The following is a 21,347-nucleotide window of genomic DNA, read 5'->3' on the forward strand; positions in this document are numbered from 1 at the left end:
GGGGTTGCGCTTGGCGCGCGGCTGGCGGCCGGTGGGGGCTGATCGCGCAGTTCCCCGCGCCCCTGGAGCGCCCCTGCGGGGCGCCCAGGGCGGTCTCGCAGCGCACCGCCCGTCGTCCGTCAGTCATCGCCCGGAGGGGCCGCCGTGCGTCGCCGTCTAATCCAATCCACCCTTGCTGTCGTGCTCGTCGTGATCGCCGTGTTCGGGGTGTCCCTGGTCATCGTCGAGACGCGGACGATCAGTGCCAGTGCGCAGGAGCGGGTGGATTCCGAGGCTGTGCGGCTGGCCAGCATTGTGGACAGCCGGATACTCGGCGACGAGCAGATCAACGCCAAGGTCCTCGGCGGCCTCGTCACCGGTGACCGGTACGCCGTCGTACGCATCCCCGGCCGCGCGCCGATCGAGGTCGGGGACAAGCCCGTAGGGGACGTCATCTCCGCCGAGGAGGACGGGGAGGAGGGGGAGACCGTCCGGGTCGAGGAACCCCGTTCCTCCGTGACCCGTGAGGTCGGCCGCACCCTGCTGATCATCGGCGCCGTCGCGCTGCTCGCCGTGATCGCCGCAGTCCTGCTCGCCGTACGCCAGGCCAACCGCCTCGCCTCACCCCTGACCGACCTCGCCGAGACCGCCGAACGCCTCGGCTCGGGCGACCCGCGCCCCCGGCACAAGCGGTACGGCGTCCCGGAGCTGGACCGGGTCGCGGATGTGCTGGACGGCTCGGCGGAACGTATCGCCCGCATGCTCACGGCGGAACGCCGCTTGGCAGCCGACGCCTCGCACCAGCTCCGCACCCCCCTCACAGCCCTCTCCATGCGCCTGGAGGAGATCACCCTCACCGACGACCCGGACACGGTGAAGGAGGAGGCCACGATCGCGCTCACGCAGGTCGAACGCCTCACGGACGTCGTGGAACGGCTCCTGACCAACGCCCGCGACCCGCGTACCGGCTCCGCCGTCTCCTTCGACCTCGACGAGGTCATCCAGCAGCAGCTCGCCGAGTGGCGCCCTGCCTACCGCAGCGCGGGCCGCGCCATAGTCAGCTCGGGCAAGCGGCACCTTCAGGCTGTGGGCACCCCAGGAGCCGTCGCCCAGGTACTGGCCGCCCTGATCGAGAACTCCCTCATGCACGGTGGCGGCACGGTCGCCCTGCGCACCCGCGTCATCGGCAACCAGGCCGTGATCGAGGTCACAGACGAGGGCGCCGGCGTCCCCGCCGACCTGGGCGCCCGGATCTTCGAGCGCGCGATCAGCGGCCGCAACTCCACAGGCATCGGCCTGGCGGTAGCCCGAGACCTGGCAGAGGCAGACGCAGGCCGCCTGGAACTCCTCCAACAGCAACCCCCGGTCTTCGGCCTCTTCCTCTCCAGAACCCCCCTGAAGAAGCCACAGGACGGAGAGGAAGAACGCACGGTGCGCTGACAGCCAACGGCCAGGGGGCGCCCCCCTAAGGGGCGCGAGGAACAGCGCGACAAGCCCCACCGGCGCCGCACGGACCGACCAGCTCAACCCACCCGCTGCTGTCTTTAGGGGCGCGGGGAACTGCGCGAGAAGCCCCACCGGGCGCCGCACGGACCGATCAGCTCAACCCACCCGCTGCTGTCTTTAGGGGCGCGGGGAACTGCGCGAGAAGTCACAACGGCGCCGCACAGAACTAGACCGCTCAGCCCACCCACCCCTAGGGGCGCGGGGAACTGCGCGACAAGCCGCAACGGCGCCGCACCGAACCGACCAGCTCAACCCACCCGCTGCCGCTGACTCCGCCGCCCAGGAATCGCCCCACCCTCGGGGAGCCCCGCGTCCTCCAAGAACGACTCCGCACTCGCCACAGCCTCCCGCGCCGGCAACGTACGGAACACCCACGTCCGGTACGACCAGAACCGGAACAGCGTCGCGACCCCGATCCCCACGAACTTGAAGACGTTGCTCTGTAGCGGGCTGTCAAGACCGAAGCCGTACGTCGCCGCGTACAGCACACCGTTCTCGATGACCAGCCCCACCGCACTGAACAGCAGGAACAGCGTCAGTTCCTTCGTACGCCCGCTCTTGTCCCGGTCCCGGTAGGTGAAATACCGGAAGCCGATGTAGTTCGTGCAGATCGCCACCACCGTCGCGACCACACTCGCCCGGACCACCTGGAGGTCGGTCGTGTGGCGGACCAGGTTGAACACGAGCAGGTTGACGAGAAGCCCCGCCGTGCCCACCGCCCCGAACTTCGCGACCTCGGCCGCGAACTGGTCGAAGCGGCGTCGTACGGCGCCCCGGGGCGCCGTACGACGCCCGTCGGAACCACGTTTGGAACCACGTTCCATGGTCTGTCGGCCCCCGTCTGTGGGATCGCCCTGTGGGATTTCGTCAACTCAGCCATGCTAACCACCCCCTCTGGGGCTCGCCTGTGTGTACGGGGTCACAGGCGTGTAATCAGGCCGCGACGACCGGGCCGATACTCTTGGAGGGTGACGTTCCCGGTAGTCGGCATGGTCGGCGGGGGGCAGCTCGCTCGTATGACACACGAGGCGGGCATCCCGCTCGGCATCAGGTTCAAGCTCCTCAGTGACACCCCGCAGGACTCCGCTGCGCAGGTCGTCGGCGATGTCGTCATCGGCGACTACCGCGACCTGGAGACGCTGCGCGCGTTCGCCCAAGGGTGCGATGTGATCACTTTCGATCACGAGCACGTCCCGACCGAGCACCTACGGGCCCTGGAGGCGGACGGCATCCCCGTCCGCCCCGGCCCGGACGCGCTCGTGCACGCCCAGGACAAGGGCGTGATGCGGGCGAAGCTCGTCGAGATCGGGGTGCCGTGCCCACGGCACCGGATCGTGGCGGACCCCGCCGACGTCGTCGCCTTCGCGGCCGAGGGGGACGGCTTCCCGGTCGTCCTCAAGACGGTCCGCGGCGGGTACGACGGCAAGGGCGTGTGGATCGTCCGGTCCGAGGCGGACGCAGCCGACCCCTTCCGGGCCGGCGTCCCGGTCCTGGCCGAGGAGAAGGTCGACTTCGTACGGGAACTGGCGGCGAACGTCGTCCGCTCCCCGCACGGCCAGGCGGTCGCGTACCCGGTCGTCGAGTCGCAGCAGGTCGACGGCGTGTGCGACACCGTCATCGCGCCGGCGCCCGGCATAGACGAGGAGCTGGCGCTCCAGGCCGGGGAACTGGCCCTGCGCATCGCCAAGGAACTCGGCGTGGTCGGCCATCTGGCCGTCGAACTCTTCGAGACCCGCGACGGCCGCATCCTCGTCAACGAACTGGCGATGCGCCCGCACAACTCGGGCCACTGGACCCAGGACGGCGCGATCACCAGCCAGTTCGCCAATCACGTCCGCGCGGTCCTCGACCTCCCCCTCGGCGACCCGCGCCCCCGCGCCAAGTGGACGGTCATGGCGAACGTCCTCGGCGGCGACTACCCCGACATGTACTCCGCGTACCTGCACTGCATGGCCCGCGACCCCCAGCTGAAGATCCACATGTACGGCAAGGACGTGAAGCCCGGCCGCAAGGTGGGCCACGTCAACACCTACGGCGACGACCTCGACGACGTGCTGGAGCGCGCCCGTCACGCAGCCGGCTACCTGAGAGGCACGATCACAGAATGAGCCCCGTTGCAGAACCCGGTGCGGGACCCCTCGTAGGCATCGTCATGGGGTCGGACTCCGACTGGCCCGTCATGGAGGCCGCCGCCCAGGCCCTGGACGAGTTCGAGATCGCGTACGAGGTCGACGTCGTCTCCGCGCACCGCATGCCGCACGAGATGATCGCGTACGGCGAGCAGGCCGCCGAGCGCGGACTGAAGGCGATCATCGCCGGGGCGGGCGGCGCGGCCCACCTGCCCGGCATGCTGGCGTCGGTGACCCCGCTCCCCGTGATCGGAGTCCCCGTCCCCCTCAAGTACCTCGACGGCATGGACTCGTTGCTGTCGATCGTCCAGATGCCGGCCGGGGTGCCGGTCGCCACGGTCTCGGTCGGCGGCGCGCGCAACGCGGGCCTGCTCGCGGCGCGCATCCTCGCCTCGCACGACGAGGAACTCCTCGGCCGGATGCGGGAGTTCCAGCAGGAGCTGAACGACCAGGCCACCGAGAAGGGCAAGCGGCTGCGCGCCAAGGTCGAGAGCGGCGCGGGCAACGGCGGCGGCTTCGGCTTCGGGAAGTGACGCCCGTGAGCGGCTCGTTGGAGGAGGCCCGGGAACTCCTGCGCGAGTTCCCGGTCGTCGACGGCCACAACGACCTCCCGTGGGCGCTGCGCGAACAGGTCCGCTACGACCTCGACGCCCGCGACATCGCCACCGCCCAGAACACCCACCTGCACACCGACCTCCCGCGCCTGCGCGAGGGCGGGGTCGGCGCGCAGTACTGGTCGGTGTACGTCCGCTCGGACCTGCCGGACGCGGTGCCCGCGACCCTCGAACAGATCGACTGCGTACGTCAGTTGATCGCGCGGTACGGGAACGAGCTGCGGCCGGCCCTCACGGCCGCCGACATGGAGGCGGGCCGGCGTGAAGGCCGTATCGCTTCGTTGATGGGCGCGGAGGGCGGTCACTCGATCGCCAACTCCCTCGGCACCCTGCGGGGGTTGTACGAGCTGGGCGTGCGCTATCTGACCCTCACCCACAACGACAACGTGGCGTGGGCGGACTCGGCGACCGACGAGCCGGGCGTCGGCGGTCTGTCGGAGTTCGGCCGCGAGGTGGTCCGGGAGATGAACCGCCTCGGCATGCTGGTCGACCTCTCGCATGTCGCCGCGACGACGATGCGGCACGCGCTGGACACGTCCGTCGCGCCGGTGATCTTCTCCCACTCCTCCTCGCGCGCGGTGTGCGACCACCCGCGCAACATCCCGGACGACGTCCTCGAACGCCTGCCCGTCAACGGCGGAATGGCCATGGTGACCTTCGTACCGAAGTTCGTCCTCCAGGCCGCCGTCGACTGGACGGCCGCCGCGGACGACAACATGCGCGCCCACGGCTTCCACCACCTCGCCACGACCCCCGAGGCGATGAAGATCCACCGGGCCTTCGAGGAGCGGAACCCCCGCCCGGTCGCGACGGTCTCGACGGTCGCCGACCACCTGGACCACATGCGCGAGGTGGCCGGAATCGACCATCTGGGCATCGGCGGCGACTACGACGGCACGGCGTTCACCCCCGACGGGCTGAACGATGTCTCCGGCTACCCGAATCTCATCGCGGAACTCCTCGACCGGCACTGGTCGAAGAGCGATCTTGCCAAGCTGACCTGGGGGAACGCGGTGCGGGTGCTGGGGGCGGCGGAGGATGTGGCACGGGAGGTGCGGGAGAGGCGTGGGCCGTCCAACGCCACGTTGGAGGGGTTGGACGGCTGAGGGGTGGTCCGACCCCTCAGAACGCGCCAGAGAGACGACTGTCTGTTGAACCGTGGCCACAACGGGTAAGAACCGTAGGCGCGTTCAGCGTTTCTCGGAGCGGGGCGAGAGCGAGAGGGGGCTGCGTTGGCCGGGGGTCGAGGTGCGGTTGTCTGGCGGCGGAGCAGCTACAGCGGCGGCAATTCGGGTGATGACAATTGCTGCGAGGTCGCGGTGCTCCCCGGGGCGGTCCGGGTGCGCGATTCCAAACAGCCGGACACCGCGTCGGTGAGCTTCACCGCGGATGCCTGGCGTGCGGCGACAGCGTTGTTCCTCATACCGGACATCGCCGACGGGGACCACAGGTGACATACGGCTGAAGCGGACCGAGCACAGGATGTGAGATGAGCGGCGAACGCCGAGAGCAGACGGTGACCAGGTACCCCGGGCTGGCCGGGTACTGCATGGTGACCGGTGTGCTGGCCACGGCCGCCGGGGCGGGTGTCTCCCTGCTGGGCGGAAGTCCGTGGGTGCGGCTCGTGATGTGGCTGGCGGTGCTGGTCGCGGTGTCCGCGGCCGCCGGCTGGTGGTGGGTGCGCTCGCCGGCTATGGCCCGCCACTGGACGGTCGATCTTCTGGTCCGTCCGACAGCGAGGAACGGCGTATCTTCTCGAAGGCCATGACGAACGCCCAGGTCGTGAGCGGTCCGACGCCGAAGGCGACGACCAGGCAGATCCAGGGCGATACGCCCATCCCGATCCCGGCGAAGGCCACCATGGGCAACGTGGCCGAGGAGAACACGATCAGGACGCAGAGAGTGCGCAGGAGCCTGATCGTGTCGTCGACATCGGCTCGGCCTCGCGGGGGGTCGGGCGGCCGGGCGGGCGCGGCCGGTCCGAGGAAGACGTTGTAACCGGGCCCGGGGCGCCGAGAGCGGCCGGGATCCAGCTCCGGTCCTCTGCTCTCGTCGTCGCTTTTCATAGCGTCCCCCGGGCCTTGATGCACGCCGACTGGATGTCAGGTGCGGTGGAAGTTCTCGATGAGGTCGTCGAACATGGCGATCGTGTCCTCCTCGTTGAGCGCCTTGTTCTCCAGATCCTCGAAGCATTCCTGGAAGCGGGCCACCAGCTTGCGGTCGTCGCGGTTGGTGACCGTGCCGCGGGGTCCGGCGAGGTACAGGACGTCCTCGTCGTCGCGGAAGCCCAGGAGGGTGAAGCTGGTGTCCACGCTGTCGTGCGCGCCGGCCGAGAAGGGCAGGACACGCAAGGTGGCGCGCTGCTCGGTGACGAGCGACTTGAGGAAGGTCAGCTGGCGCCGCATGGTCGTCGGGCCGCCGATCTGACGGCGCAGGGAGGCCTCGTCCAGGATCATCTCGACACGGGGACCGCCCTCCTGGAGGATCCGCTCCTGTCGGGCCAGCCGCAGGTCGGTGAGCTGCCCGGCCTTGGCCACGGGCTCACCGACCTCGAAGATGGCGGAGATGTAGTCCGAGATCTGGAGTTGGCCGGGGATGAGACTCGGGTGGTAGCCCCGGATGGAGTTCGCCGCGCTCTCGTAGCCCAGGTACTGGTTGAACGGCTGGCTGACGACATCGCTGTACTCGGACCACCACGACTGTCCCTTGCTGCCCCGGGCCGCCTCCTCCAGGTCCGCGACGACCTCGGGGTCCTCCACGCCGTACTCGAGGAGCATCGCGCGCAGGTCCGTGACGGACAGGCTGACCGTGCCCGCCTCGATGCGGATCAGCTTGGACAGCGACCACTCCAGCGCGTCGGCCGCGTCACGCTGCGTCAGGCCGCGACTGTCGCGGGCTGATTTCAGCGCCAGTCGCAGCTTGCGGCGATTGAGACTCGGGTCCACGGCCGTGGGCATTGATGCTCCTCAGGATCTTGACAGCGGCGGTCGGGCACTGGTCGTGCCGAAACTTTGCCATCGTAGTAGGTCGACTCGCGTCACATCCATTCGCCCCTACTCCAATAGGAGTACGCCATCCAGAAGTACTCCATGTCGCCGCCGTCTGTATGGGCCTACCCGAACGACACATGTCTAATCGACGGAGGGCTGTTGGAGCATGGCGAAGTTGTGTAGGTCACACGCACCTGGGGGTCGTGCGCGGCGGGTGAGGCGAGGGGGACGTGTGTGACGTACCCCCGAACGCCCCACCCACCAGGAAGCCCCCTCGCCCCCGTGCGACGGTGACCGTATTGCGATCACGAGGTAGATCACGACGTACGGAGCCCGCCATGGCCGATCTGCAGGACGAACTGCACACCACAGCCGAGGTCGGGGAACTCGACCCGCCCCTCCCCTTGCCGGAGCCCGACGACGACACAGCGGCGGAGGTCGACTTCTCACCCGTCTCCGACCCGGACGCCGACCCCCTCGACCGCGCCCACGCCATCCTCGCCGCGCACCCCGTCGCCGACGGCTACAGCGGGCTGCCCTGGGCGTTGCGACACCTGCCCTGGTACGACCTGGAGCTGGGAGAGAGCACCATCGACACCGATGTGCCCCGCATGCGACGAGGCCATGTGGCCGCGCTGTTCTGGGCGCTGCACCTGCCGGACGGGCTCGTCGGTGACCGGGCCGTCGGGGCCACCCTGGAGCAGCTGGACCTCGTGAAGACGGTGGCCCGGAGCCATCCGGAAGGGCTGCGGCTCGCGGGCACCGCCGGGCAGGTCACCGACGCCCGTAACTGCGGACGGGTCGCTGTCGTGCTCGGGCCCGCCTCGGCCGCCGCCCTCGACGACTCGCTCGGCATCCTGCGTGTCCTGCACTCCCTGGGCCTGCGCGTGCTCACCCTCGCCGGTACGTCCTGGGCCAGCGAGGCCGGGCTCACCCGGTTCGGCGAGGAGGTGGTCCGCGAGATGAACCGGCTCGGAGTGCTGGCCGACCTCTCGGGCGCCTCCCCGGCCACCATCCACCGCGCCGTCAGGATCTCCAAGGCGCCGGCCCTGTGCACCCGCTCCGCCGCCCGCGCCCTGCGCCCCCACCCCGCCAACCTGCCCGACGAGACGCTCGCCGAGCTGGGCGCGGCCGGGGGCCTGTGCCTGGTGCCGCTGACGGCCGAGCAGACCGGACCGTCCGTCCGTGACGTGGCCGACCATCTCGACCACGTCCGTGCGGTCGCGGGCCCGGAGTGCGTCGGCCTGTCCGGCACGTACGACTCGGGCAGCGCCCACCCCCAGGAACTCGGCGACGCCTCCTGCTACCCGAACCTGATCGCCGAACTCCTGCGCCGAGGCTGGACCGAACCCGACCTGGCCCTCCTCACCTGGGGAAACGTCCAACGCGTCCTGCGCAACGCCGACTTCACGGCCAAGGCGGCACAGCAGCGCCGCGAACCGTCGACGGCACGGATCGCGGAACTGGACGGCTGACCCGCCTCAGGGCCTCAGGGCCTCGGAGTCCTACGGGCTCAATGGCGCTCGATCCGGCAGAGGCAGAACGGATGCCCTGCCGGATCGGCGTACACCCTGAAATCCCGCCGCCCGTCCTGGTCGTCCAGGTCCAGCGGGCGGGCGCCCAGCGCCAGGACCGCCTCCTGCGCCGCGTCCAGCTCCGCCAGGGTGGACCCGGCGTCCAGGTCGAGATGGAACTGCTGGGAGCCGTGGCCGGCCCGCGGCCACTCGGGCGGGGAGTACCCGGGCGCCCGCTGGAAGGCCAGCCGCGGCCCGCCGGGGACGTACAGCACGACCCAGTCCGGGTCCTCGTCCGCCGGTGTACCGCCGACGACACCCGCGTAGAAACGGGCCAGCGCCCGCGGGTCCGGGCAGTCGACGACGACGGTACGGAAACGGGCCACGGGTGCCACGGGTGCCACGGGACCATCCTGGGCCATCCGGGATCAGCCCGCGCAGAGACAGAACGGGTGCCCCGCCGGGTCCGCGTAGACACGGAAGGAGCGGGCCCGGTCCTCCGTCTCCAGCGGCCTCGCGCCCAGCGCGAGCACCTCCCGCTCGGCCGCGTCCAGGTCGGCCACGGTCACGTCCAGGTGGAACTGCTGCGAGGCGTCGGGCGACGGCCACTTCGGCGGTACGTGGCCGGGAGCGGCCTGGAAGGCCAGTGTCGGCCCGTCCGGGAGCCGCAGGTCGATCCAGTCCTCCTCGACCTCGGGCGTGCCGCCCAGCAGCGCGGCGTAGAAGGCGGCGAGGGCGCCGGGGTCGGGACAGTCCAGGACGACGGCACCGAGCTTGGCGATGGGCATGGCTTCCTCCGTTGATTGCCTTTGCTTGTCTTGCTTCTCGGTTTCCCTGTTACCTGTTGATGGTGCCCATACGGTAACGGTCACACGCTAGCGGTTACCGTATGCCCGTGCCTAGGAGGTAACGTCACCTGTGTGAGTGAGAACGCGTCCGCGCCCGGTGGACTGGCCCTCGTGGAGGCCCTGGTCAACACCAGGAGCCTGGACTCGGACCGGGACGCGCTGAACACCGCCGAGGGGCGGGCCGCGTTCGGCGTCCAGGGGATCGGCGAGCGGGAACTGGCGGCCGTGAAGGAGCTACGGGAGTCCCTGCGGGCCGTCTGCCTCGCACACGCCGGACATCCGCCGCACGACGACGCCGTCACGCCCCTGGGCCAACTGCTCTCCCGGGCACCGCTGCTGGTCACCGTCGACGACCAGGACGGCTCGGCCCGGCTCACCGCCGCCGACGAGGGGCCACTGCTCTCCCGGGTGGCGGCGGCCGTCGCGGAGGCGCTCACCGACGGCACCTGGCTGCGCCTCAAGGCGTGCGAACTGCCCGACTGCCACTGGGCGTACTACGACCGCAGCCCCGCCGGGAAACGCCGCTGGTGCTCCATGTCGGTGTGCGGGGCCCGCGCGAAGATGCGCCGCTATCGCGCGAAGTAGGCTTCTGCGTACGGGAGTTGGATCACGCGTCGACGGAACGGAGCCCCTGTCATGCCGAACCCCGGTCCCCGTGACGTCCTCGCCCGCTACCAGCAGGCGATGCTCGACGGGTCCGCGGACGACCTGGCCGACCTGTACGCGGTCGACGCCGTCCACGAGTTCCCGTTCCTCTTCCCCGGCATGCCCGAGCGCTACCAGGGCCGCGAAGAGGTCCGCGCCGGATACCGGGCGGCCTGGGGCGCGAGCCCGGCGCGGCCGGAGGAGATCCGTGACGTCGTCGTCCACGACAGCACGGACCCCGAGGTGATCACCGTCGAGCAGGTCGTCACCGGGACCGTGACCACGACCGGCCGCCCCTTCGGCTTCCCCGGCCTGCTGGTGATCCGGGTCCGCGACGGCCTGATCGTGCACGTCCGCGACTACATGGACGGACTCCGCGTCGCCCACACGATGAACCGCCTGCCGGCCGTGGTCACCGCCCTCGGCGACGACTCCCGCCGCTGAGCGCTTCGCCAGCGCCCCGAAGGGGGCGGTGCCGTACGGACATGCGGCTCCGCCGCGTGGGCGCGACCAGCCACGACGGCGCGGCAGCTGAACGACGGCACATCACGGCACAGCCGGCGGAGTACTCATGCCTCGCTCTCGGCCCCGCCGCCCTTCCCCCGCGGCGCGGCGGCCCGCGACCCCACCAGCAGCAGGCACAGTACGGCGATCCCGGCGACGATCCCCGTCAGGAGCAGCAACGGGTCCAGCGGCCGTACCGAGGCGACGGTGGCCGTGGAGGTGGCGGGCTGGGCCTGGGGAGCCGTCCCGGCGGGCGCCGAGGCGGCGGGGGACGGGGAGGTGACCGGACTGGGCGTCGTTCGGCCGGAGGCGGCCGGTGCCGAGGCCGCCGAGGTCGGGCGCGTCTGTGTTCTGCCGCTCGATGCCGTCGACTGGCTCGTACCGGTCCCGTGATGCGCCGTGCCCGAGCCTGTGCCGGATCCCGAGCCCGATCCCGACGTGGGTTCCGTGTGGGTGTGGGAGTGCGTCGGGGCCGCCGAGGTCGCGGGGGCCGGTGCCTGGACCGTGATTCCGGCCGTCATGTTCGGATGGACGGTGCAGTAGTAGGCGTACGAACCGGCCGTCGTGAAGGTGAAGCTCCAGCTCTCGCCCTTGTCGAGCATGGGGGAGTGGATCTGGACCGGGCCCGAGGTGGTCTTCACATCGTGCGGGGCCGTGTCCTGGTTGGTCCAGGTCACCGTGGAACCGGCGGGGACGGTCAGGGTCGCCGGGGCGAAGTCGTACCCCTGCATGGTGACCCGGTAGGTGGCCGCCGAGGCCTGCCCGGGCAGGGCCAGCAGCAGCGCGACGAGGGCCAGTACGGGGACGAGTGCCGCCCGGCCGGCCGCCCTCACGCGAACTCCGCGGCGACCAGCAGCCGCAGCCGGGTCGCCGGGCGCGGCAGCCGGCCGGGACGGAACCCGGTCGCGCGGCGCAGGAGGCGGTACGGCAGCCGGGCCGTGCCCACGACGAGCAGGCGGTCGTCGGCGCGCTCGACGACCCGGAACCGCAGCAGGGCGGGGAAGCGGACGCCGCGCAGATTCAGGTCGCCGGTGACTTGCAGCTTCCCTCCGCCGTCGAGGAGTTCGACGGTGTCGGAGGTGAGGGTGGTGAGGGCTACGTGGGTGGCGGGTGTGCCGTCTGCCTGGTCGAGCCCTGCGAACTCGAAGCGGAGGGAGGGGAGGTCTTCGGGATCGGTGAGGGCGTCGGGCACGGTCAGGGAGGCGTCGGTGAGGGTGACACGTCGGCGGCGGGTGGGCAACGGGCCGTACCAGCTGGTGAGTTCGACGAGCGAGCGGTCGGGGGCCACGGCGTACCGGCCGGGAAGCGGCAGTACGGAGGCGGTGGCGGTGGGCAGGGTGACGGTTGTCATCCCGGGTCTCCTTGGAAAGCGGTTCCCGAAGTGTGGCGGGGTTGTGGAGAATGGGGCAGGCGCCGGTCCGGCCGACTGAGCCTCGGCCGGACCGGCGTCCTTCTTCTCGGGGTGAGCCCTGGGCGAGCCCTGTCAGCAGCTGCCGGTGAGGAAGTCCTCGGTGGGCGCGAGCAGGTGCTCGGCCCAGACCGTGTGCATCTTCACGTAGCTGTCGACGTCGAGCAGATCGGTGATCTGCTGCCCGAGCGACTCCTCCAGGTGCGCCGAGTTGATGTGGGCCAGCAGCACACTGAGCGTCTCGTCGAGAACCGTGCCGCCACCTTCGAGGGCGGGCGTCAGGATCGTCTCGACCCACACCGTGTGCAGCTTGATGTACGAGTCCAGCGCGAGCGCGTCCTGCACCTGCTGGCCCGGGGACCGCTCCAGGTGCGCGGCGTTGATGTGCTGGAGGATCGGCAGCAGCACGTCCTGGACGCTGGCGCACTGCTCGTCGCCGCCGTCACCGCCGCCGGTACCGCCCGTGCTGCCGGTGCTGCCACCGGTCGAGCCGCCCGTGCTGGTACCGCCGGTGGTCGTGCCACCGGTGCTGCTGCCGCCCGAGGTCGACCCACCGGTCGTTCCGCCGGTCGAGCCACCCGTCGTACCACCAGTGGTGGTGCCACCGGTGGAGCCACCCGTCGTACCCCCGGTCGTACCGCCCGTCGAGCCACCCGTGGTGCCGCCCGTCGTGCCGCTGTCGGCCGCGACGACCTTCACCGACGCGACCATGTCCGGGTGGACCGCGCAGTAGTACTCGTACGTGCCGGCCGTGGTGAAGGTGTACGACCAGGAGTCGCCCTGCGCCAGCGTGCCCGAGTCGAACTTCTTCGGGCCCTTCGTGGTGGTGACCGTGTGCGGCACGCTGTCGTGGTTGGTCCAGCGCACGGTCTCGCCGACCTCGACGACCAGCTGCTTACCGTCGCCGAACTTGTTGTTCATGATGTCGATCTGTTGGTCGGGCGCTGCCGCCGCCGCCTGCTGCACCTCGGCCGCCGCGGCTGCGGGCGCCTGAGCCGCGCCCGCCGCCGTGTCCGAGGTGCTGGTGGCCGTGGTGCTGCCCGAGGCCGCCTGGAGCAGTCCCAGGCTGAGTACGGCGGCGAAGGCCGCGCCGAGCCCCGCGACCAGCAGGGGCCGGTTCCCGGCGGGCGACCCGCGACGCGATGCGCGCTCGCCGGTTTCGTCGGTGCGTTTCACAACAACTCCTTGTTTTTCAGGGGGGTTTCAGGGGGGTTCACTGGCCGGGATCGGCAGTGACCAGCAGACTCGTCACGGCGAGCACGACGAGGACGAGCCCCGTCTCGGCCGCGACCGAGTAACCGAAGGGCCGCACGGTGGCGGCGTCGCCGCGCAGCAGCACGGCGAGATCGAGGCGGGTGCGCACCCACTGGCGGCTGCACTGGGCGGCCAGCAGGACACCCCCGAGCACGGCGGTCTTGACCAGCAGCAACTGCCCGTACGAGGTGTGCAGCAGGGCGTCGTACGACCCCACGACCTGCCACGCGAGCACCAGCCCGGCGACGGCGATCGCGGCGACCGAGCCGGCGGCGAGCCGCGAGTAGCCGGGCACCACCGCCGCCAGTTCGACGGGCTCCCGGCGCGGCAGCACGGCCACCGTCAGCATGACGAGGCCGCCGATCCACAGGGCCGCCCCGAGCAGATGGACGAGGTCGGCGACCGCACCCCAGGTCGGGTCGCTGCCCTCCGAACTGTGTCCGCGCATACCGGTCGTCCGCAGCAGCCCGAGCGCCACGGCGAGGGCACCCACCCGCCAGCCGGGCGAGCGCGAGGTGGCGGCCCCGCCCTGCAACAGCGCGCTCAGCACGACCGCCGCGAGCACCCAGAGCAGCCCGCGCGCGGCGAGCGCGACCCCGGGCTCGGTGGTGAGCACCTCGGTGTACGACGCCGGGCGCAGCGCGTCCCGCAGGCCGCCGAAGGGTGGGGGTCCCCCCGCGCGAGCGAAGTCGAGCGTGGGGGAGTACGCGCCCTGGAGGCCGATGCCCGCGACCGTCGACAGCAGCCCGCAAACCCAGGCCAGCGTGAGCAGCGCCCGCGCCCGGGACGCCTCCGCGCCGCGCGGCCACAGCAGCGCGACGAAGGCGAGCCCGCCGACGAACACGGCCAGCGAGAGATACCCGGTCCAGCGAGCGGCGACGAGGCCCTTCCGCACCAGGGGCGAGGGGGAAGGGGCGGCTGCGGCCTCGTCGCCGCGGTCCTGGGCGCCCGCCGCACTCGCCGTCGCACCGATGGCGAAGGCGAGCCGGCCGGAGGAGGCGTGCCCGTCCTCCATGTCGACGACCGACCAGACGACGAAGAGCGTGCCGCCGGCCGGGCTGCCGGTGGCGATCCGCACGGTGTCGGCGCTGCCGTGCGGCGGACGGGTCACCGGGAGCCGGTCGCCGTCGGGGGTCATGGCGCGTACGTCGGCGAGGTCGACGGGCTCGTCGAAGGTGAGGGTGAGGTGGTCGGGGGCCTTGGCGAGCTTCGCGCCGTCCTTCGGGACCGAGCGGACCAGCTCGGTGTGGGCGGCGGCGGGGGTCGCGCCGACTACCAGGCCGCAGAGGAGGACGGCGAGGAGGAGCGGGAGGAGCGTGCGGAGGCGGGTCACGGGGTGGCCTCCGGCAGCGGGGACGCGGAGGGGGAGGCCGGGGCGGAACCGCCGAGGAGGGAGGAGAGCGGGGCGAGCCCGATGCACGGGGAGGCCGTCGGCTCGGGCGTCTCGTCGGCGTCCGTGCCGTTGAGGAGGCCGAACAGCGGCTGGGTGATGCCGGTGAGGATGGGCGCCACGAGCCGTACCTCGCCGTCGGCGCAGGTGGCGTCGTCGGTGGGCGGCGCGGAGTCGGAGGGCGACGGGGAGGGGGAGGAGGAGACGGGAGGAGTGGTGGGCGTCGGGGTCGGGGAGGTGCCGTGCCCGGTATGGCCCCCGTGACCGGCGGTGCCGTCGCCGGAGCCCGTGCCCGTGTCGCCGTACACCGGCAACTGCCCGGTACCGACCGGCACTTGGCCCGCCCAGCCGCTGCCGCTGCCGGTGCCCCCGCCCATGTCCATGCCCGTGCCGCTGCCCGGTGCCTGGGCGCCGGAGTCGCCCGGCGCGGAGTTCGGCGGTGCCGTGGCCGCGGGGAGCGACGACGGGGGAGCGGCGGCCTCGGCGGAGCCGGAGGCCGTGGAGGCGCCGATGCCCGACGCGTAGCCGAGCACGATCACCACCGCCCCGACCAGAGCCCCCGCGACGAACTCGTCACGATGGTCCCTCGGCCACTCCGCCCTGCGGAACACGGGCATGATCACGCTCCCTGGCATGGTCCGGTCATTCCGATCGGTGAATGCGGACCATTGGAGGGCGGTGCGGATTCCACTTGACTACGCGCCAGTTAACTAACTGTTGCCCACCTCTCTTTCGGGGGTGTCCCCGCTGTGAGATGGGTCGAGAACGCTGTCAATACGCGCAATGTGATCGTGGAGGATTCGCGCAGACGGAATACCAGTTCCCACACATTGCTCGAATGGAATTCGAATCAGTTCTGGGGATTCTGCGGAGATGGCATATGCCAGGTCGCGGGCCGTCGCGCCTGGGCCCCGGAGGATCCGCCGCGAGGGTGAGGTGCCCGAGTGTGCGGTTTATCGGGACCTCAGGGCGCGACGTCCACCCCGGAATTTGCCAACCGTTGGGAATTCGGCGAGGTCGAGAATTCCGTGCGACCGCGAAAAACCCGATCGGTGAACGTCAGGCGGTAGGACGCCCCATTGCCCGGTACGTCCACCCGGCCTTCCGCCACAGTTCCGGGTCGAGGGCGTTGCGCCCGTCCAGGACCAGCCGGTGGGCCACCGCCTCGCCCAGCGCCGCCGGGTCCAGCTCGCGGAACTCGCGCCACTCGGTCAGGTGGAGTACGGCGTCGGCGCCCCGTACGGCCTCCAGGGCCGTGTCGGCGTACGCGAGCGTCGGGAAGAGCCGCCGGGCGTTGGTCATGCCCTTCGGGTCGTACACCGTCACCTGGCCGCCCTGGAGGTGGATCTGGCCGGCGACGTTGAGGGCCGGCGAGTCACGGACGTCGTCCGAGTCGGGCTTGAAGGTGGCGCCGAGCACCGCGACCCGCTTGCCGAGGAAGGGGCCGCCGCCCAGCGCCTGCCGGGCCAGCTCCACCATCTGGCCGCGCTGGCGCATGTTGATCGAGTCGATCTCGCGCAGGAAGGTCAGCGCCTGGTCGGCGCCCAGCTCACCGGCGCGCGCCATGAAGGCGCGGATGTCCTTGGGCAGGCAGCCGCCGCCGAAGCCGATCCCGGCCCGCAGGAACTTCTTGCCGATCCGGTCGTCGTACCCGATCGCCTCCGCCAGCTTCGCCACATCCCCGTCGGCGGCCTCGCAGACCTCCGCCATGGCGTTGATGAACGAGATCTTGGTGGCCAGGAAGGAGTTCGCGGAGGTCTTCACCAGTTCGGCGGTCGGGAAGTCGGTGACGATGAACGGCGTGCCCTCCTCGATCGGCGTGGCGTACACCTCGCGCAGCAGCTTCTCGGCCCGCTCGCTACGGACGCCGACCACGAGCCGGTCGGGGTGCAGCGTGTCCTGGACGGCGAAGCCCTCGCGGAGGAACTCCGGGTTCCAGGCCAGCTCGGCGTCCGCGCCGACGGGGGCGAGCCCGGTGATCATCCTGGCGAGCCGGTCCGCCGAGCCGACGGGCACGGTCGACTTGCCGACGACGAGGGCGGGGGAGGTGAGATGCGGGGCGAGGGACTCGATCGCGGAGTCGACGTACGACATGTCAGAGGCGTACTCGCCGTGCTTCTGCGGGGTGTTCACGCAGACGAAGTGGATGTCGCCGAAGGCGGCGACCTCGGCCCAGTCCATGGTGAAGCGCAGTCGCCCGGTGGACCCCTCGATCCCCGCGACATGCTTGCGCAGCAGCTCTTCGAGCCCGGGCTCGTACATGGGGGCCTGCGCGCGCCGCAGCAGGTCGATCTTCTCCTCGACGACGTCCAGCGCCAGCACCTCGAAGCCGAGTTCGGCCATGGCGGCGGCGTGGGTGGCGCCGAGATATCCGGTGCCGATCACGGTGATCTTGAGAGCCATGGGTTGCTCCTGGGGTCTGGGTCGTACGTGCCGTCGGGTCGAACGTGCGATGGACGAGCATAGTCGGGGCGTTTCAGGGCCCCTCACCGGGCAGATTTCCCCTGTGATCTCCCCCTGTCGCCAAGCTCACGTATCACTCACGTGGACAGGCCCCTAAAATTTGGGTTACCGAGCGTGTTACTTAACGGTAGTTAGCGTCAGTCATACAGTTACAGCGTCTTTGGAGCGTGAGAGACCTTGGCCGGATCGGCTGATTTCGACCTGTACCGCCCGTCCGAGGAGCACGACATGCTCCGCGACGCGATCCGCTCCCTGGCCGAGGCGAAGATCCTGCCGTACGCCGCAGCCGTGGACGAGGAAGCCCGCTTCCCGCAGGAGGCCCACGACGCGCTGGTCGCGGGTGACCTGCACGCGGTGCACGTACCGGAGTCGTACGGCGGCGCGGGCGCGGACGCGCTGGCGACCGTGATCGTGATCGAGGAGGTGGCGCGTGTCTGTGCCAGCTCCTCCCTGATTCCCGCGGTCAACAAGCTGGGCTCCCTCCCGGTGATCCTGTCCGGCTCGGAGGAGCTGAAGAAGAAGTACATGACGCCCCTCGCCAAGGGCGACGGCATGTTCTCGTACTGCCTCTCGGAGCCCGACGCGGGCTCGGACGCGGCCGGCATGAAGACGAAGGCGGTCCGTGACGGCGACTTCTGGGTCCTCAACGGCGTGAAGCGCTGGATCACCAACGCGGGCGAGTCCGAGTACTACACGGTGATGGCGGTCACCGACCCCACCAAGCGCAGCAAGGGCATCTCGGCCTTCGTCGTCGAGAAGTCCGACGAGGGCGTCTCCTTCGGCGCCCCCGAGAAGAAGCTCGGCATCAAGGGCTCCCCGACCCGCGAGGTCTACCTCGACAACGTCCGTATCCCGGCCGACCGCATGATCGGCGAGGAGGGCACGGGCTTCGCCACCGCGATGAAGACCCTGGACCACACCCGCATCACGATCGCCGCGCAGGCGCTGGGCATCGCGCAGGGCGCCCTCGACTACGCCAAGGGGTACGTCAAGGAGCGCAAGCAGTTCGGCAAGCCGATCGCCGACTTCCAGGGCATCCAGTTCATGCTGGCCGACATGGCGATGAAGCTGGAGGCGGCTCGTCAGCTGACGTACTCGGCGGCAGCGAAGTCGGAGCGGGGCGACAGCGACCTGACCTTCTTCGGGGCCGCCGCCAAGTGCTTTGCCTCGGACGTGGCGATGGAAGTGACCACGGATGCTGTCCAGCTCCTCGGCGGCTACGGCTACACGCGTGACTATCCGGTGGAGCGCATGATGCGCGACGCGAAGATCACGCAGCTGTACGAGGGGACGAATCAGATCCAGCGGGTGGTCATGGCCCGCAACCTGCCGTAAGGGGACGTGCGCGAAGGCAGGCGCCCTTCGGGGCGCCTGCCTTTGCCTTACAGGAGGACACGAAACCTGGATGGAGTCGTGTTTCACGTCGTATGCTTCATGTGTGTCCGGGGGCCACCCGGCACGTGGCGGCTGCTGTGTGTCGCGCTACGTTCGAGAGGTGACCAGCGAACGCGAAGACGACGTCGAACTGCCCGAGGGATGGCGCGTGGACGGAGAGCAACTCGTCCATGAGGCCGAGTTGCACGGCTGGAGGCTGACCGTGGTGAGCATCCTGGGTGCACCGTGGGACGGTCCTTCCAGCCTTCGTATTGATCCGCCGACTGATCTCGATTCCGTGGTCGGAACGGACGGCATCACGGCGGAACTCATGCGGTCCATCTCCATGGCGGAGATCCGCAGGACGACGAAGGAGCTACGCGCGCGACTGGGCGGTGCGATCGACGGTTCGCAAGCTGGTGCCGTACTCGACAGGGTCGAGACCGATCACGACTACGCCCTGATGTCTCGCGAGTACATCCGTTTGGTGGAGCAGGGATACCGGAGCCCGATCACGCGGTTGGCGACAGCGTGGGGGATGAGCCGGAACACCATCAGCGGCCGTATTCGCCGGGCGCGCGCAATGGGGTTCCTCGATGGGTCGCCGGGGAAGCCCGCTGACCGTCTGACCAGTAAGGCCAGGCGATGTCTGGAGGGGGAAGAACGTGAGCCGAACCGAGACCGGCCCGACGGGAAATGAGTTACTTGTCGTGGTCTTCGAGCGATGGGCGACAACACGTGGCTTGGAGAACAGCAGTGTCAAGCAGTACAGGACGATGCTGAGCCGAAGCATTGCCCCGTTCTTCGGGACGCGAGCCATAGGGACGCTCGTTCCGGCGGATATCGAGGAGTGGGTCACATGGATGATGCATACGCGGGCGTACAAACCGTCCACGACGAGGTTCCGCTTCAACATCCTCATGTCCGTTTTCGCGTGGGCCAAGGATGAGGGAATGGCTGCGACCAATCCTTGCAAGGGAGTCGGCCTCCCGTTTAGTCGTGCGAGGGAGCATCGGGATCAGCGGGCCGAGGTGCACATTCCTAGCCCAGATGTGGTACACGCTGTCATCGGTGCGGCGCCTGACCGGTATCGCGGCATGTTCTGGCTCATGGCAGGGTGCGGCCTCCGGCTCGGCGAGGCCATGGGTGTCGGGCGTGACCGGATCCACTTCAAGGACAGGACACTTGTCGTCGACCGGCAGGTCGCCTGCGACGGCGACACCGGATCGGGGAAGTGCGGCAGGATGCAGCTTCGTCACGTCAAATGGCGCGAGGAAGGGGACAGGGGACGTAGCGTCCCACTTCCCGAGGTGGTGTCCATGGCCGTACGCAGGCACCTCAGGCAGTACGAAACCTGGGGTCCGGAAGAGCTGTTGTTCAGCAACGTCACCGGCACCGGCTTGTTGTACCAGCAATACTGGTACTCCAGGATCTGGAAGCCCGCATTGGCCGCAGCCGACGTCGACTACTTCAAACCGCACAGTTTCCGGCACTTCTACGCTGCGTCTCTGCTGTCTCAGGGCGTGCCGGTGACAGAGGTCTCCGCGTGGCTCGGCCACTCATCCGTCACTTTCACGGAGCGGTATTACGGGGACCTCATGCCGGATGCTCTGGACCGCGCTCGGTTGGCCATGGACGGCGCGCTCGGGCTTGCGCGCCCAGCGGAAGGTGTGGGGCGGACAACAGGGCTGTTCAGCGTGGCGTGACAGTCGCTCACCATGACCCTGCTTTGCGGACCGACACCGACCGGCTACGCCAGTGGACGGGCACCCCTGAACTCGACGGCGCCCTATTGTTCATGGGCTCAGAGAACGAGCGAGGCGGCCTCGGCGACCTCCCTACCGTCGTACCTGGTGAGCAGAGGCCGCAGGCTTGCCAACCTCGGGTATTCGCCCTGCCTGGGAGGTCTGACGGCCAGTTGAGATGAAGGTGCCTCTGGCCTGCAAGGATGCGATTGTGACGTTGTATCCGCTGCGAGAACAGGTGCACGTTCCCGGCGGGTGAGTACAGGGTGGGATCGGCGGATGTCCGTGGCTGCCGACGGGAAGGGCCTGGTCGGGCAGGCTGAGGTGGCGCAGCACCATGTCGCAGGCCGGGTCGGACTGACCGACGGACTGCGGCGACTGTGGCCGGTGCGCGACTTGGCGCGACCGCGCGGATGTGCTGCTCGGCTTGGCCGGGGCAATCGCACGTAGGGCGAAGAACTTGTCCGAGGCCGAACACTTCCAGGCCCACCACACCGCCCTGCTGCGGCCGCGGCCTCGGACTCCACCGTGCACAGGACGCCGGCCGCGCTCGACGAGCCCGCCCTGAACCGCATCACCAAGGCCCGTGCCCAGGTCCGCCGCCGTGTTCGGTCGCTGCTGTACCGGCGACCCGGCGGCTTCCCCTGGCTGGTTGAACCATCACCGAGGACGACGAGACCGCGATCACCAAGCTCCCGGCCAAGGCATGGGAGGGCTCCCTGCGCCAGGACAGCGACATCCAGGAGGGCTACAGCGTCGCCGAGTTGACCAGGCTTGAACACGCGCTGCTGGCCGCAGGGGAAGCGGCTGCTGTCTGCCGGGTCCGCCCCTCGGGGCGGCACACCAAGAAACTGACCGCGTTGGAACTGAAGAGCGGCTGGAGGTACTTGGTGGTCGCCACGAACATCCGGCACATGCGGGGCATCGCTTGCTCACCCTGTACGACCTGGTGCGCGTCGAGCCCGACACCATCCGATTCCGCCT

The 21,347-nt window shown here is 70.0% G+C and carries 23 protein-coding genes; 11 read left to right on the top strand and 12 right to left on the bottom strand.

What is annotated here, in order from left to right:
• The first annotated feature begins 144 nt into the window (after positions 1–144).
• Positions 145–1,419 (top strand): ATP-binding protein, encoded by a 1,275-nt coding sequence (locus OG787_RS29470; protein ID WP_369034602.1) that lies wholly within the window; start codon positions 145–147, stop codon positions 1,417–1,419.
• 314 nt (positions 1,420–1,733) lie between these two features.
• On the opposite strand, the gene OG787_RS29475 is transcribed toward OG787_RS29470, so the two are convergent.
• Positions 1,734–2,309 carry a GtrA family protein gene (locus tag OG787_RS29475; protein WP_405537090.1) on the bottom strand — a complete coding sequence of 192 codons (576 nt, stop codon included), beginning with the start codon at positions 2,307–2,309 and terminating at the stop codon, positions 1,734–1,736.
• 144 nt (positions 2,310–2,453) lie between these two features.
• Between OG787_RS29475 and OG787_RS29480 the strand changes: the two genes are divergently transcribed.
• From OG787_RS29480 to OG787_RS29495, 4 genes are all read left to right on the top strand, one after another.
• Positions 2,454–3,593: a 5-(carboxyamino)imidazole ribonucleotide synthase gene (locus tag OG787_RS29480; protein ID WP_369034604.1), complete on the top strand. Its 1,140-nt coding sequence runs from the start codon at positions 2,454–2,456 to the stop codon at positions 3,591–3,593.
• Positions 3,590–4,147 (top strand): 5-(carboxyamino)imidazole ribonucleotide mutase, encoded by a 558-nt coding sequence (purE, locus tag OG787_RS29485; RefSeq protein ID WP_369034605.1) that lies wholly within the window; start codon positions 3,590–3,592, stop codon positions 4,145–4,147. The genes OG787_RS29480 and purE overlap by 4 nt, the downstream gene beginning before the upstream one ends.
• 5 nt (positions 4,148–4,152) lie before the next feature.
• Complete coding sequence (locus OG787_RS29490) at positions 4,153–5,334, top strand: dipeptidase (protein WP_405537091.1); 1,182 nt, start codon at positions 4,153–4,155, stop codon at positions 5,332–5,334.
• A 126-nt stretch (positions 5,335–5,460) separates the two neighbouring features.
• Positions 5,461–5,682, top strand: a complete 222-nt coding sequence (locus tag OG787_RS29495; protein WP_369034607.1) for a DUF397 domain-containing protein — start codon at positions 5,461–5,463, stop codon at positions 5,680–5,682.
• A 237-nt stretch (positions 5,683–5,919) separates the two neighbouring features.
• Here OG787_RS29495 and OG787_RS29500 read toward each other — a convergent pair whose 3' ends face one another.
• Positions 5,920–6,294, bottom strand: a complete 375-nt coding sequence (locus OG787_RS29500; RefSeq protein ID WP_405537092.1) for a hypothetical protein — start codon at positions 6,292–6,294, stop codon at positions 5,920–5,922.
• A 36-nt stretch (positions 6,295–6,330) separates the two neighbouring features.
• A complete protein-coding gene (locus OG787_RS29505; protein ID WP_369034610.1) occupies positions 6,331–7,185 on the bottom strand; it encodes a helix-turn-helix transcriptional regulator in 855 nt (284 codons plus the stop codon).
• Between the two features lie 371 nt (positions 7,186–7,556).
• On the opposite strand from OG787_RS29505, the gene OG787_RS29510 reads away from it, so the two are divergent.
• Complete coding sequence (locus OG787_RS29510; RefSeq protein WP_369034611.1) at positions 7,557–8,693, top strand: dipeptidase; 1,137 nt, start codon at positions 7,557–7,559, stop codon at positions 8,691–8,693.
• Positions 8,694–8,731: 38 nt separating this feature from the next.
• On the opposite strand, the gene OG787_RS29515 is transcribed toward OG787_RS29510, so the two are convergent.
• The gene (locus OG787_RS29515) at positions 8,732–9,127 is read right to left on the bottom strand and encodes a VOC family protein (RefSeq protein WP_369034634.1); all 396 of its coding nucleotides are present in this window, start codon (positions 9,125–9,127) and stop codon (positions 8,732–8,734) included.
• Between the two features lie 33 nt (positions 9,128–9,160).
• Positions 9,161–9,520 carry a VOC family protein gene (locus OG787_RS29520; RefSeq protein WP_369034612.1) on the bottom strand — a complete coding sequence of 120 codons (360 nt, stop codon included), beginning with the start codon at positions 9,518–9,520 and terminating at the stop codon, positions 9,161–9,163.
• Positions 9,521–9,652: 132 nt separating this feature from the next.
• Between OG787_RS29520 and OG787_RS29525 the strand changes: the two genes are divergently transcribed.
• Positions 9,653–10,165: a CGNR zinc finger domain-containing protein gene (locus tag OG787_RS29525; protein WP_369034613.1), complete on the top strand. Its 513-nt coding sequence runs from the start codon at positions 9,653–9,655 to the stop codon at positions 10,163–10,165.
• Positions 10,166–10,216: 51 nt separating this feature from the next.
• On the top strand, positions 10,217–10,669 hold the full coding sequence (locus OG787_RS29530) for a nuclear transport factor 2 family protein (RefSeq protein ID WP_405537094.1): 453 nt from the start codon (positions 10,217–10,219) through the stop codon (positions 10,667–10,669).
• Positions 10,670–10,794: 125 nt separating this feature from the next.
• On the opposite strand, the gene OG787_RS29535 is transcribed toward OG787_RS29530, so the two are convergent.
• From OG787_RS29535 to OG787_RS29560, 6 genes are all read right to left on the bottom strand, one after another.
• Positions 10,795–11,562 carry a plastocyanin/azurin family copper-binding protein gene (locus tag OG787_RS29535; protein ID WP_369034615.1) on the bottom strand — a complete coding sequence of 256 codons (768 nt, stop codon included), beginning with the start codon at positions 11,560–11,562 and terminating at the stop codon, positions 10,795–10,797.
• On the bottom strand, positions 11,559–12,080 hold the full coding sequence (locus tag OG787_RS29540) for a hypothetical protein (protein WP_369034616.1): 522 nt from the start codon (positions 12,078–12,080) through the stop codon (positions 11,559–11,561). The genes OG787_RS29535 and OG787_RS29540 overlap by 4 nt, the downstream gene beginning before the upstream one ends.
• A gap of 132 nt (positions 12,081–12,212) precedes the next feature.
• Complete coding sequence (locus OG787_RS29545; RefSeq protein WP_405537095.1) at positions 12,213–13,313, bottom strand: plastocyanin/azurin family copper-binding protein; 1,101 nt, start codon at positions 13,311–13,313, stop codon at positions 12,213–12,215.
• A gap of 37 nt (positions 13,314–13,350) precedes the next feature.
• Complete coding sequence (locus OG787_RS29550; protein WP_369034618.1) at positions 13,351–14,724, bottom strand: copper resistance CopC/CopD family protein; 1,374 nt, start codon at positions 14,722–14,724, stop codon at positions 13,351–13,353.
• Positions 14,721–15,398, bottom strand: coding sequence for a hypothetical protein (locus OG787_RS29555; protein ID WP_405537096.1), 678 nt, complete (start codon positions 15,396–15,398; stop codon positions 14,721–14,723). Before OG787_RS29555 ends, OG787_RS29550 begins: the two co-directional genes overlap by 4 nt.
• Positions 15,399–15,840: 442 nt before the next feature.
• Positions 15,841–17,184: a UDP-glucose dehydrogenase family protein gene (locus tag OG787_RS29560; protein ID WP_405537098.1), complete on the bottom strand. Its 1,344-nt coding sequence runs from the start codon at positions 17,182–17,184 to the stop codon at positions 15,841–15,843.
• A 237-nt stretch (positions 17,185–17,421) separates the two neighbouring features.
• On the opposite strand from OG787_RS29560, the gene OG787_RS29565 reads away from it, so the two are divergent.
• The 3 genes from OG787_RS29565 (at position 17,422) to OG787_RS29575 (ending at position 20,324) form a co-directional block, all read left to right on the top strand.
• Complete coding sequence (locus OG787_RS29565) at positions 17,422–18,579, top strand: acyl-CoA dehydrogenase family protein (RefSeq protein WP_369034621.1); 1,158 nt, start codon at positions 17,422–17,424, stop codon at positions 18,577–18,579.
• Positions 18,580–18,739: 160 nt separating this feature from the next.
• Entirely contained in the window at positions 18,740–19,318 is a 579-nt protein-coding gene (locus OG787_RS29570) for a hypothetical protein (RefSeq protein ID WP_405537099.1), read from the top strand.
• Positions 19,284–20,324: a tyrosine-type recombinase/integrase gene (locus OG787_RS29575; protein WP_405537100.1), complete on the top strand. Its 1,041-nt coding sequence runs from the start codon at positions 19,284–19,286 to the stop codon at positions 20,322–20,324. The genes OG787_RS29570 and OG787_RS29575 overlap by 35 nt, the downstream gene beginning before the upstream one ends.
• Positions 20,325–21,111: 787 nt before the next feature.
• Here the strand turns inward: OG787_RS29575 and OG787_RS29580 are convergent.
• The gene (locus tag OG787_RS29580; protein WP_369034624.1) at positions 21,112–21,288 is read right to left on the bottom strand and encodes a hypothetical protein; all 177 of its coding nucleotides are present in this window, start codon (positions 21,286–21,288) and stop codon (positions 21,112–21,114) included.
• Positions 21,289–21,347 lie beyond the last annotated feature (59 nt).

The sequence above is a fragment of the Streptomyces sp. NBC_00075 genome, assembly GCF_045041225.1.
Lineage (GTDB): Bacteria > Actinomycetota > Actinomycetes > Streptomycetales > Streptomycetaceae > Streptomyces > Streptomyces adonidis.